This is a genomic window from Wolbachia endosymbiont (group A) of Sicus ferrugineus, from assembly GCF_947251515.1.
GTDB lineage: Bacteria > Pseudomonadota > Alphaproteobacteria > Rickettsiales > Anaplasmataceae > Wolbachia.
Genome location: NZ_OX366370.1, coordinates 279,899 through 293,081, shown reverse-complemented (window position 1 = coordinate 293,081; position 13,183 = coordinate 279,899). Strand labels below are relative to the sequence as shown.

Sequence of the window (13,183 nt, the reverse complement as noted above, 5' to 3'; positions counted from 1 at the left end):
CAAAGAACGGATAGACAATAATGGAAAAAAAGCCATACTAAAGTAAGTGAAGTAGCGAGGTATAAATGGCATTAAGATCAAAATTATTGGATGAAAAAGTAGTAGAATCAGCAAAAGAAATGCTGAAGAAAGTAAGGAACAATGCATATGTTTCAAAAAAACTAAATGCTGTAATTGCGGCAAAAAAGCATAGTATAACGGCTGTAGCAAAAATATATTGAATTTCAAGAAGCGCACTAACTTCGTGGATAAAACTCTTGAAATTTGGCAGAGAAGAAAAACTGTTTGCTCCTCCATCACGCCGTAGAAAAACTAAATTAAATCAGGCTCAACTACAGCAAATTGAAGCATGTATAGAAGAAAATCCTAATATTACCATTAAAGAAATGAGAATAAGAATCCAGGAAAAGTTCGGATTAAATATCAGCAAATCTACAGTACACCGCCATATGCAAAAGATGAAATTTTCATATATTACACCAAGACCAGTACACAACGTACAAGATAAAAGTAAACAAGAGGAATTCAAAAAAAAATCTCAATGAAGTTATTGGCAAGTATCCAGAAAAAGAGCTATTTTTCTTTGATGAATCAAGGTTTGGCACACATTCGAAAGTTGGGCATGGATGGTTTAAAAAAGGCACTAGGACTCGGGTTAAAATAAAATTAGGTAGGCATAATTTTTATCTCTACAGTGCAGTTAATCCTAAAAATGGAGAGAGTTTTAGCTTATTTGCACTAAATGTTAACACTGATTGCATGAATGTATTTCTTGAGCAAATGTCGCAATATCTAGGGACAAGAGAAGCTGTTCTTGTTATGGACTGTGCTAGTTGGCATAAGTCAAAAAATTTAAAGGTAGCTAAAAATATTGAGATTATATACCTACCTCCATATTCACCTGAACTCAATCCTGTTGAGAGGCTTTGGTTATACATAAAACAGAACATTTTGCGCAATAAAATATACGATACAATTGCTCTGCTTTAGGGTGCTTTGTGCAAATTTATTACTTCTCTTGCCAGCTCCACAATTAAACAACTCTGCAATTTCTCCTATTTGACTGACCAACAATGAGAATTGGTATAACTGTACGAACATTGTATAGTAAACGATGTCATTCAAGTAGCTCCTTCTCCCGTCATCCGAGTAGCTGACACTGATTCCTTTATGACGGCCCAGTGCCCTCTTCTTGTCATCCCAGTGCCCAGACACTGGGATGACACCGTCATAGAGTGAACCAGCGTCATGCGCTGGAATGACACCATTTTCGGTCTCTTAAATTACTTTAGCCATAAATATTTAAGAAATTTACCAAATAAAAAAAAGGCAAAGAAACCCAGTGGTGCGAGTTTTGACTCTCTAATACTTTAAATTGGCGCTGTAATAATGTGCTGACGCTTAGTTTAAGCGCGGTTTGGCTGAATGTAGAAAAAATTTAAAAGACATGCAGCCGCTATAATTTTATGTAATCCGCCAAAAAATACCCTAAGTTTTTTACTGAATTTTGTCATTGAACCTGCGCAGATCAAAAACAAGTTTTGAGTCAGAAACACCCTTATTGTCATGATAAGGGGGATGGCGGAGTTTGTCAAGGAAGTTTTTTCGTTTCTAACGGTTGTTAACGTGCTGCCAAAAACTATGCAAGAAGTCTATTGAAATCGCGTATATCAATCGTTGTAAAATCACACAATTGCTCTGTAGAGCTATGCCCTGTAATAATTACTATACCATTTTGCTCAGAGCGTATTGAGATTAGGTTCAGCACTAATTCACACGTTGCACTATCAAGATTACAAAATGGTTCATCTATCAGCCAAACGTTTGCATTAGAAATCAAGAGGCGAGTAAGCGCAACTCTTCTTTTCCAGCCTGCAGAAAGTTCGCCATATCTAATATTAAGTACAGATTGCAACTGCAAGCAACAAACAGCTGCCACAATCAATTCCCTAGTATTTCGTATTCCTGCCCAGAATTCTATGTTTTGAGCAACAGTTAAGCTATCTTTACAGGCATTCTTATGGCCTATATAGACCATAGAAGGTATATAGGATTTTGGATCATCATATATGTCTTTTCCGCAGTACCTTATATTGCCTGATACCGGCGGTAAAAGTCCAGATAAACTTCTAATTAAGCTGGTTTTACCACTACCATTTGGACCAGTGATTAGAATCTTTGATTTTGGCTCAGCTTTAAAACTGAGATGTTTAAATAATACTTTGTTATTACGAGCGCAGGATAAATTTTCACATTCGAGCATGAATTATCTGCCCTTCCCCTTATGTTTACCTTGAGTTGAAGCCTGAGCTTTTACAAACAGCTCCCAAAATCCTTTCTGTCCGCCTTCTCTATGTATCAATTGTGCAAAACGCTGCATTAAACCATTACCCATCATAACCATCTTTGTCCATTTACCTACCGGTTTTGCTATGTCAACTATTTCTGGATCTTCTTTATAAACTCGCACATCTTTTTGTTTCTCGCGTAGCGTTTCTTGTTGTTTCATCAACTCTTTTTGCTTATTTTTTTGATATAATTCATTGAATTTTCTGTCTTCTTCCCACTCTTCTTTAAAAACTTTTCTAGGAAATATGATTTTTCTAATGCGATTTTTGTATATTTTTCTCAAAAAGAGAAATACTGCAGCTACAGCAAGTAATGTTACGCTATATAATATGATCTGTGTAAGTGGCATTTCCTGTATCTAATTCATTAAAAATACCCTTACTATTATACCATAATTATAGAAATTGTGCAATTTTTTGCGGGTAAAGACAGTATAAAAGTAATACTGCTCTATTTCGTAAATTGGACAAATACAGCTACAGAACAGGTCTCCCTACGTCATACCGCCGCGGTATCTCAGCTGCTAACACGTAGCGGAATGACGGATTTTGCGCTTATCAAATTATAGGTAAACCTGAATTACTTTAACTATACCCGAATGAATGGGCTTGTATGTAGTAAGGTTTATTTCTATACTTCTTAAAGAATTTAGAAGTAAAACAAATATGAACTGCTACAAGACTCACACGTGCAATGAATTAAGAAAGAATGATGTAGGAAAGGAAGTTACCCTCTCTGGATGGTTATACCGTAAGCGCGATCACGGTAACCTAATCTTTGTTGATTTAAGAGATTTCTATGGAATCACTCAACTAGTATTGAATAATGACAAAGACTTTTTTGATGAGACATCAAATTTAAAATTGGAGAGTATAATTACTGTTACAGGAATAGTTGAAGCTAGAACTGAAGATACGGTAAACAGCTCTATCGCAACCGGGAAAATTGAGGTTGTAGTTAGCAATTTACACGTTGAATCAGAAGTTGAGTTCCACTGTGATGAAGAAATAGCAAAAGAAGAAAGAAGTATATTAGCGAGCATTGCTGGCGAACAAGAATACCCAGAAAATATGAGATTTAAATATCGTTTTCTTGATTTAAGGCGAGAAAACACCCGCAACAATATTATTCTGCGCTCACAAATTATTGCAGAACTCCGCAAGCTCATGATAGAGCAAGGGTTTTTGGAAATTCAGACTCCAATACTTACTGCTTCGTCCCCTGAAGGTGCACGTGATTATTTGGTGCCAAGCAGACTAAATCTTGGTAAATTTTATGCATTGCCGCAAGCTCCACAGATTTTTAAGCAATTGCTCATGGTTTCAGGGTTTGATAAATATTTTCAAATTGCACCGTGTTTCCGTGACGAAGACGCAAGGGCTGACCGTTCTCCGGGGGAGTTTTATCAACTAGATCTTGAAATGTCTTTTGTGACTCAAGAAGACATCTTTCAGATTATTGAGTCTACCTTATATAAAGTGTTTGCTAAATTTTCTCGTAAGTCTGTCGATAAAGATTTTCCACGTATTACATATAAAGAAGCAATGCTCAAATATGGTTCTGATAAGCCAGATCTGCGCAATCCATTATTAATCAGCGATGTTACAGAAATTTTCCGTGATTCAGGGTTCAATATTTTCAAAAGCAATATTGAGCGCGGTATGGTAGTGAGAGCCATCCCTGCACCTAAAACAACAGAGGAACCACGCAGCTTCTTTGATAAAAAGATAGAACATGCGCAAAGAGAATTCGGTGCTAAGGGTCTTGGATATATAACGTTTGATAAAGATGGAACTGCGAAAGGACCGATTGCTAAATTCCTTGATGACAATAGGCTAAATTCCATAAAAGAAATAACGGATATAAAGCCTGGAGACAGCGTGTTTTTTGCTTCTGACAAAGAGAATGAGGCAGCAACAATTGCAGGAAAAGTGCGCACTCTTTTAGGGTCAGAATTAGGTCTTATAGATGATAATATCTTCAAGTTTTGTTGGATCATTGATTTTCCCTATTTTGTATATGACGATAAAAGTAAAAAAATCGATTTCTTTCATAACCCATTCTCCATGCCACATGGCGGCTTGAAAGATTTAGAGGACAAAAATCCACTGGATATCCTTGCTCACCAATATGATCTTGTTTGCAATGGAATAGAACTGTCAAGCGGGGCGATTCGTAGTAACAAGCTGGATATCATGTATAAGGCCTTTGCCATTGCAGGTTATAGCCGGGGAGAAGTTGATACAAAATTCGGTGCGCTTGTGCGTGCATTCAGGTTCGGAGTGCCGCCTCATGGCGGAATAGCACCAGGAGTTGACAGAATGGTTATGCTGCTTGCTGATGAGCCAAATATTCGTGAAGTAATCTGTTTTCCTATGAATCAGCAGGGTGAAGATGTTCTAATGGGCGCCCCTTCCAAAGTGGACAATAAACACTTACGTGAACTGTCTTTGCAGATCATTGAGTGAAAAATCTTATAGCAAGGAGCACCGGTTAATGATATATTAGGTTATGTTAAATTGAAAGACCATGAATAATATCCAAAAAGCAATACTATCGGGCATGATCTGTAACATGATTGTGTGGTATGAACTCACTCTTTTTGGAGTATTAACAGATACAATCATCAACGTTTTTTTCCCATCAGAAGATCATTATTTGAGTACACTCAAATTCCTTGGTGTTTTTGCAATTGGTTTTGCGTTTAGACCAATTGGTGCAGTAATTTTTGGTTACATGGGAGATAAGTATGGCAGAAGAAAGACTTTACTTACTTCAGTAATATTAATTTCAATATCATCCACAATTATGGGAATTATACCTGGGTATAAAGAAATAGGGTTGCTTTCACCTGTATTGCTTGTGTTTTGTAGAATAGTGCAAGGAATAACTGCAGGAGGTGAAACAAGCATTAATACAGCATTTATGATAGAGCATTCAAAAGATAAAAAAAATCTAGGTTTCTTAGGAAGTATGAAGCCCTTTAGCGGAGCCCTTGGAACGCTCTTATGCATAACAATGATATTTATCTGCAAAAGAGTTACAGGTGAGAACTATGAAATATGGGGATGGAAGTTGCTTTTTTATTTTTGCTTTTTTTTGGGGACAATAGGTTTTTTAACTAGGTACATATTAAAAGAAAGCTTAGCATATAAAACTAATAAGTATGCTGATAATTTATCACGTTCACCACTGTTAGAACTAATAAGAAACTATAAAAGACCGCTTATCATTTCAATTAATCTGGGGATTGCTCAGAATGCGATTGTCTACGCAGCAATAATGTTTTATAATGTATCAATAAAAGAGCTAGTTATTTTATCTATTAGTATTAAAGATTTAATGAGGATAGTAATACAGATTGTATTTGCAGTATCTGCAGTACTTTTTGCAATTCTATCTGATAAAGTTGGAAGAAAGCGTGTAATGGTTTCTATACTAACAATACTATCTTTAATTGGTTTATTTGTGTTACTATTATTGTCTTCTATCAACCACTACGTTGTAATAATAACTTACTTATTGATTACTATACCAGTAGGCGCATCTTTTGGAATGTATGGCTCTATTGTTTGTGAACTATTCCCAACAAAAGTTAGATGCATCGGTGTAAGTTTAGCAAATAATATATCTGCAGGAATTTTTGGTGGCCTCTCTCCATCCATATGCATGTGGCTTATAGAAAAAACCGAAACAAAACTTGCAGCAGGCATTTATCTTACTGCCTGCTCATTAATTAGCCTGATATCTATGCTTCAAATCAAAGCCAAAGACAAAAAAGTTGATTGGTGAAATCGTTTCAGTCGAAAAATAGCGCTTCAATAGACTTTTCAATGTGCTTAGGGATAGGAGCGGTAATAGTGGTTTCTTTATTGTTTGGTAATTTTAAAGATAAAGAATGCGAATGAAGGTGAATTTTATTTGCTACCCCATTAATAAAAGCTTTTTTACCACCGTATTTACCGTCACCAAGAATAGGGCAATTTATATGAGCTAAATGTGCACGTAACTGATGGGTCCTGCCGGTAATTGGTTGTAATTTTAAATAAGCGACATTATGTTCTAACCTTGCTATAATTGAAAAATGCGTAGTGGCATTCTGAGGTGAATTTTCATCAACGACCACTTTTTCTTGACCTGAAACATATTTTTTCACCAATGGATAGTCTATTGTTCCACTATCCTTGCTCGGTATGCCAGAAGTCAATGCCAAGTAAGTTTTTTTTACCCTTTGTCCTTTAAATTCCTCCATAAGGTATCTGGCAACACTAGCATTGCGTGCGAATATTATCACTCCACTCGTATCTCTATCCAGCCTATGGACAATTTTAAATGTTTCTTCCTCTCTTATTTGGTCAAGCAAATCACTAATGCTAATCTTTACTTTTACGCCACCTTGAACAATGACCCCTGCGGGTTTGTTTATAGCTAGTATATATTCATCTTCATATAATATGTTCTCTCTTAGTAGATTCACTAACTTTTCATTATATTTGTGATCAGAATTAGCGTTCTCAATATAATTCAAGTGCTTCAGCGTTATAGTTTGTCCAGAACTTACTCTATCACTAGACTTTGCTTTGCAATCATCAACTTTGATTAACCCTTTCCTTAAAGATTTTTCAATTACAGATTGCTTTAGATCAGGAAAGATTCTTCTGATGTACCTATCCAGCCTAACGTTATCGTCTTTTACTGATATGGTTTTTATATTCTCCATTACTTTATTTGGATGTATGCTAATATCAACTGTTTGCATGACATAAAATAAAGTATAGCACAAGATATAAACCCTTCGGCTACATGTGCTATTTATTTAGTAGATTAAATATGAAGTTTAAAACTCTGCTGTCAACTTCCTGCAAAACTAGCGAAAACCAAACTTGCTTAAAACCACTTAATTAGTTATAGTCATAAGTTTGAGGTACAGTAAAATGACAGCTTTTGTCCCTTTGATTATTTTTTTAATCTTATACCTTGGAAGTGGTGCTTATTTTTCTTTTATCGGAACTGATAATCCACTTCATCAGGTTTCACCAGTAATCTGCTTGTTACCAGCGCTATTTTTTGCTGTCTCACGTGGTACAAATAAAATTCAGCATAACATCGATACTGTTATCAAGGGCATGGGTGACAAAAATACCCTTACTATGTGTTTAATTTTTTTATTTTCTGGAGCATTTTCTGCGGTTACTCAATCAATTGGTAGCGCAGACACTGTTGCTAATTTAATTCTTAATTTCCTTCCAGCAAGATTAATGCTGCCTGGAGTATTTTTGGCTTCTGCTTTTATTTCAACTGCAATTGGTACATCTATGGGAGTTGTTGCGCTGATGGTACCTATAGCTGTTAATCTGGCAAAGAGTGGAGCTTTTGGCCTTGAAATAGGAACTGCAACTGTAGTAGGTGGTGCCGTGTTTGGTGACAACCTCTCAATGATATCTGATACCACCATTGCATCTGTTTCTTCACAGGGAGCTTCAGCAAAAGATAAACTTAAAATAAACTCTAAGGTTGCATTTACTGCAGGTATTATAACACTCACCTATCTGGCAGTGATTTCAAGTAGTACAAAAATTATTTCTATATCAAATTTAGATTATTATTCTATAATAAAAATTATTCCTTATATTTCTTTAATAATCATGGGGCTGCTTGAAGTCACCACTTTAGTAACAATAACTGTAAACATAATTATTGCTGGTATGCTAGGAATAGCTTTTTTTGATTATGCCATCGTTCAATTTCCTCATGACGTGTACGACGGTTTCAAAAAAGTAAACGAAATAGTGATATTTGCTCTATTTATCGGTGGGTTGAGCCATATAATGTACAAACAAGGTCAAAAAGCGTTGCATAAACTCATCGATGAAAGCAATATCACAAAAACTAAAGCTGAATTTTTGATAGCAGGAATTGCGTCTATGTTTACTACCTTAGTTGCCAATAATACCATTGCTATTTTACTAAGTGGTGGCATTGCAAAAAGACTCGCACAGAAACACGATATTGTACCATACCGCAGTGCATACTTATTAGATGTTTTTGCTTGTGCTACAAAAGGCATCTTACCTTATGGTTCTCAACTATTGCTAGCAGGAAGTATAGCTTCTGTATCACCTGTTTCTTTATTAACACAGGTATATTACTGCTTTATTCTAGCAGCAGTTACAATAGGCGAAATAATCATCAACAGCAGAAAAGAGAAACATTGTGCGTCTGCAACTTAGAGTTTCTCTTTTTTACCCATAAGAAACGGAATTACTTGACAAACTCCGCCAGCCCCCCTTATCATTATACTGAAGCTATTCAATTATCTTCATCTGTGCAGATTAAACAGCAAGAAAACAACGTAGTTGGCGTCTTATGTCTTCACAATATTTCTAGGTTTTTACCTACACAAGCTGAAACGAGCTTATAAGGCGTTTAAGACAGTATAGTAAGCCAATTTGCAGGATTAGAGAGTGACAACTAGCTAACGCGGGGTTTCTTTTGCCTTTTTTTCTGCTTAGTAAATTTCTTAAACATTTGCAGCGTAGGTTAGTTGCATTTAAAAGCAGCTAAATCTTGCTTGTCAAGCGTTTAAAACATAAAAAACGCCATACTTGAAAGTATAATGTAAGTAATACCAATTCTCATTGTTGATCAGTCAAATAGGAGAAATTGCAGAGTTGTTTAATTGTGGAGCTGGCAAGAGAAGTAATAAATTTGCACAAAGCACCCTAAAGCAGAGCAATTGTATCGTATATTTTATTGCGCAAAATGTTCTGTTTTATGTATAACCAAAGCCTCTCAACAGGATTGAGTTCAGGTGAATATGGAGGTAGGTATATAATCTCAATATTTTTAGCTACCTTTAAATTTTTTGACTTATGCCAACTAGCACAGTCCATAACAAGAACAGCTTCTCTTGTCCCTAGATATTGCGACATTTGCTCAAGAAATACATTCATGCAATCAGTGTTAACATTTAGTGCAAATAAGCTAAAACTCTCTCCATTTTTAGGATTAACTGCACTGTAGAGATAAAAATTATGCCTACCTAATTTTATTTTAACCCGAGTCCTAGTGCCTTTTTTAAACCATCCATGCCCAACTTTCGAATGTGTGCCAAACCTTGATTCATCAAAGAAAAATAGCTCTTTTTCTGGATACTTGCCAATAACTTCATTGAGATTTTTTTTTGAATTCCTCTTGTTTACTTTTATCTTGTACGTTGTGTACTGGTCTTGGTGTAATATATGAAAATTTCATCTTTTGCATATGGCGGTGTACTGTAGATTTGCTGATATTTAATCCGAACTTTTCCTGGATTCTTATTCTCATTTCTTTAATGGTAATATTAGGATTTTCTTCTATACATGCTTCAATTTGCTGTAGTTGAGCCTGATTTAATTTAGTTTTTCTACGGCGTGATGGAGGAGCAAACAGTTTTTCTTCTCTGCCAAATTTCAAGAGTTTTATCCACGAAGTTAGTGCGCTTCTTGAAATTCAATATATTTTTGCTACAGCCGTTATACTATGCTTTTTTGCCGCAATTACAGCATTTAGTTTTTTTGAAACATATACATTGTTCCTTACTTTCTTCAGCATTTCTTTTGCTGATTCTACTACTTTTTCATCCAATAATTTTGATCTTAATGCCATTTATACCTCGCTACTTCACTTACTTTAGTATGGCTTTTTTTCCATTATTGTCTATCCGTTCTTTGTATAGTGGGAATTGGTATTACTAGCCAACCACGGGGCTTCTTTTGCCTTTTTTTTCGCTTGGTAAATTTCTTAACGTTTGTAGCTAAAGCAATTTAAGAGACCGAAAATGGTGTCATTCCAGCGCGTGACGCTGGAATCTAGTCTTTATTATGCAGCCACTTATTTAAAGTTAAGTTTTCTGGATCCAAGTAGTCTGGGCACTGGGATGACACCTTGACGATTTGAAGAATCGTCATTCCGCTATGTGTTAGCGGCTGAGATACCGCGAATGAATCGCGGTATGACGGTTAAGTAGGGTGTCATTCCAGTGCTTGACACAGTTGTCTAAGTGAGGAAAGTCACCAGTGGTTATATTATTGCTATATTTCTTACTTACCCAACAAACTTAGATTTTACACTAAACTGTGCTGCCACTAACTTTGCAACCGGTACTCTATAGGGTGAGCATGAAACATAATCCACCCCTGATTCGATGAGAAACTCTATAGATTTTGGATCTGCTCCGTGCTCTCCACATATACCTAGTTTTATTTCTTTTCGGGTTTTTTTGCCTCTTTCAATGGCTATCTTGATTAACTCCCCTACCCCTTCGATGTCCAGCACTTCAAATGGATCATTGTCAAATATATTGCTTTCCTTATAAGAATCGAGGAAACTAACTGAATCATCTCTTGAAAGTCCCATGGTTGTTTGCGTTAAATCATTAGTGCCAAAACTAAAAAACTCTGCATGTTTTGCTAACTTATCAGCAATCAGTGCTGCTCTTGGTAGTTCTATCATCGTTCCAATTGAATAAGCCTTGTCTGATGTAATTCCAGCGCGTGACGCTGGAATCTGCGTCTGGATTCCAGCTGAGATGACAGAGGATTCTTTCTTTGCTAGCTCGCATATCAGAATAAATTCTTTCTCATTCATTATAAAAGGGATCATGATCTCAGGCTTGATTTCTACACTTTTTTCCTTTTTTAGCTCATTTGCAGCACTAAGTATTGCCCTAATCTGCATGCTATATATTTCAGGATGAGAAATGGCAAGTCTACAACCTCGATGGCCAAGCATTGGGTTCTTTTCTGACAACTGTGCTATTTTATTTTTTACTGATTCAACTGACTTATTGAGCGATTTAGCAATTTTTTCTATAGTAGACTGATTATCGGGTAAAAATTCATGCAAAGGCGGATCAAGCAACCGTATAGTGACTTCCCTGCCCTCCATAATAGAAAATATTTCTTTGAAATCAGACTTTTGCATTTCTTCCAGTTTAATGAGCGCATTTGCCCTTTCATTTTCATCGTCAGCTATTATCAACTTTTGAATGAATTCGATTCTATCACTAGCGAAAAACATATGTTCTGTGCGACATAAGCCTATACCTTCTGCACCGAATTCTTTTGCAATTTTTGCATCTTTTGGAGTATCAGCGTTCGCTCTCACTTTGACCGTTTTGATTTCATCTATCCAGTTGATTATCGTTTTGAATTCTTGCGATAATTCAGGTGAAATTGTAGGAAGAATGCCAAGCATAACCTCCCCTGTTCCTCCGTTGATGGTAATTGGTTCACCTTTATTTACTTTTGTACCCCCCACAGAAAAGAAAGTTCCATCTTTATCGATATAAAGTCCACTTACACTGCAAATGCATGGCTTACCCATTCCACGGGTTACAACAGCAGCATGCGAGGTCATCCCTCCCCGTGCTGTTACTATGCCACTTGCAGCATTCATTCCATTAATATCTTCAGGACTCGTTTCTGACCTTACTAAAATCACTTTTTTACCCTGCTCTGCAGCTTTTTCAGCATCACTTGCACTAAACACTACATATCCAGAAGCAACCCCTGGAGAAGCCGGCAGTCCCTTCCCTATTACTTTTTGGTCACTCTTAACGTCAAGAACTGGATGCAATAAATTGTCAAAAGTTTTTGGATCAATTCTCAATATTCCTTCTTCTTTTGTAATCGTTCCTTCGTTTACCATATCAACTATTATGCGAATAGCAGCTTCAGCCGTGCGCTTGCCAGACCTAGTCTGCAAAATCCATAACTTACCGTCCTGCACAGTAAATTCGATATCCTGCATGTCTTTATAATGCCTTTCAAGTTTTTCACATACCACACATAATTCTCGGTAGACACTTGGCAGCAACTTCTCCATGGTGTTTTCTTGCTCTCCGTCAATTAGCATAGGAGTATAAACACCAGAAACCACATCCTCACCCTGAGCATTAACCAAAAACTCACCAAAAAGCTTTTTTTCTCCAGTTGAAGGATTTCGTGTAAATATCACACCAGTTGCAGAATTATCATTTAAATTACCAAAAACCATTGCTTGCACGTTGACCGCTGTTCCAAGGTTTTCAGGAATATTATGTATTCTTCTATAGGAAACAGCCCTATCATTTTTCCAAGAGGTAAATACTGCATTAACTGAGTTTAACAATTGCTCTTCAACATTCTGCGAAAAATGTTTCTCAGTTTTTTCATATACTATCCTTTTGAAATTGTTAACAATTCTCTTTAAAACATCAACATCAAGATCAGCTAAGCTTTTTGCTCCACTCTTTTGCTGCTTATTATCAACAACATCTTGAAATAGGTGATGGTCAAGCTGTAGTACAACATTGGAGTACATCATGATGAAACGGCAGTAGCTATCATAGGCAAAACGTTCTCCACTTTTTTTTGCAAGCCCAATAACTGTTTCATCATTTAAACCAACATTTAAAATAGTATCAAGCATGCCCGGCATTGAACTAACACTACCAGAGCGTATTGAAACTAATAAGGGGTTATTTAAATCCCCGAATTTACAACCGATGTCATTTTCGAGCATCGCCATGTAGTTTTTAATCTCGTTACGTAGGTCGTTAGACAATTCATTATCCTGACAGTAGGCCTGACAAACAGAGGTGGAAATTGTGAAACCAGGTGGAACCGGAATGCCAACATTGCACATTTCTGCTAAATTTGCCCCCTTTCCTCCCAGCAGATTTTTCATTTCTGCATTGCCTTCACATTTGTTCTGGCTGAAGTAATGTATTAACTTTTCCCCCATCATTTTCTCCGGATTTTCACTGATAAACACATTGTACATATAGTTCCAATAAACCTGTGAGGACTTG

Annotated in this window: 8 protein-coding genes and 2 pseudogenes; 4 read left to right on the top strand and 6 right to left on the bottom strand. The window is 36.4% G+C overall.

Going from position 1 to position 13,183, the window contains the following annotated elements; translation table 11 throughout:
- Positions 1–65 precede the first annotated feature (65 nt).
- Positions 66–1,077, top strand: a pseudogene (locus OPR24_RS01480) (IS630 family transposase).
- Between the two features lie 44 nt (positions 1,078–1,121).
- Here OPR24_RS01480 and OPR24_RS01475 read toward each other — a convergent pair.
- The 3 genes from OPR24_RS01475 to OPR24_RS01465 form a co-directional block, all read right to left on the bottom strand.
- Positions 1,122–1,250, bottom strand: a complete 129-nt coding sequence (locus OPR24_RS01475; protein WP_265033561.1) for a hypothetical protein — start codon at positions 1,248–1,250, stop codon at positions 1,122–1,124.
- Positions 1,251–1,639: 389 nt separating this feature from the next.
- Entirely contained in the window at positions 1,640–2,263 is a 624-nt protein-coding gene (gene ccmA, locus OPR24_RS01470; RefSeq protein ID WP_265033560.1) for a heme ABC exporter ATP-binding protein CcmA, read from the bottom strand.
- Positions 2,264–2,266: 3 nt separating this feature from the next.
- Entirely contained in the window at positions 2,267–2,698 is a 432-nt protein-coding gene (locus tag OPR24_RS01465; protein WP_265033559.1) for a hypothetical protein, read from the bottom strand.
- A gap of 316 nt (positions 2,699–3,014) precedes the next feature.
- Between OPR24_RS01465 and aspS the strand changes: the two genes are divergently transcribed.
- Positions 3,015–4,817 carry an aspartate--tRNA ligase gene (gene aspS, locus OPR24_RS01460; protein ID WP_265033558.1) on the top strand — a complete coding sequence of 601 codons (1,803 nt, stop codon included), beginning with the start codon at positions 3,015–3,017 and terminating at the stop codon, positions 4,815–4,817.
- Positions 4,818–4,878: 61 nt separating this feature from the next.
- Positions 4,879–6,141 carry an MFS transporter gene (locus OPR24_RS01455; RefSeq protein WP_265033557.1) on the top strand — a complete coding sequence of 421 codons (1,263 nt, stop codon included), beginning with the start codon at positions 4,879–4,881 and terminating at the stop codon, positions 6,139–6,141.
- Between the two features lie 7 nt (positions 6,142–6,148).
- On the opposite strand, the gene OPR24_RS01450 is transcribed toward OPR24_RS01455, so the two are convergent.
- Entirely contained in the window at positions 6,149–7,108 is a 960-nt protein-coding gene (locus tag OPR24_RS01450) for an RluA family pseudouridine synthase (RefSeq protein WP_265033556.1), read from the bottom strand.
- Positions 7,109–7,283: 175 nt separating this feature from the next.
- Between OPR24_RS01450 and OPR24_RS01445 the strand changes: the two genes are divergently transcribed.
- Complete coding sequence (locus OPR24_RS01445) at positions 7,284–8,579, top strand: Na+/H+ antiporter NhaC family protein (RefSeq protein WP_265033555.1); 1,296 nt, start codon at positions 7,284–7,286, stop codon at positions 8,577–8,579.
- Positions 8,580–8,984: 405 nt separating this feature from the next.
- Here OPR24_RS01445 and OPR24_RS01440 read toward each other — a convergent pair.
- Positions 8,985–9,996, bottom strand: a pseudogene (locus OPR24_RS01440) (IS630 family transposase).
- A 438-nt stretch (positions 9,997–10,434) separates the two neighbouring features.
- The gene (ppdK, locus tag OPR24_RS01435) at positions 10,435–13,116 is read right to left on the bottom strand and encodes a pyruvate, phosphate dikinase (protein ID WP_265033966.1); all 2,682 of its coding nucleotides are present in this window, start codon (positions 13,114–13,116) and stop codon (positions 10,435–10,437) included.
- Positions 13,117–13,183: the final 67 nt, after the last annotated feature.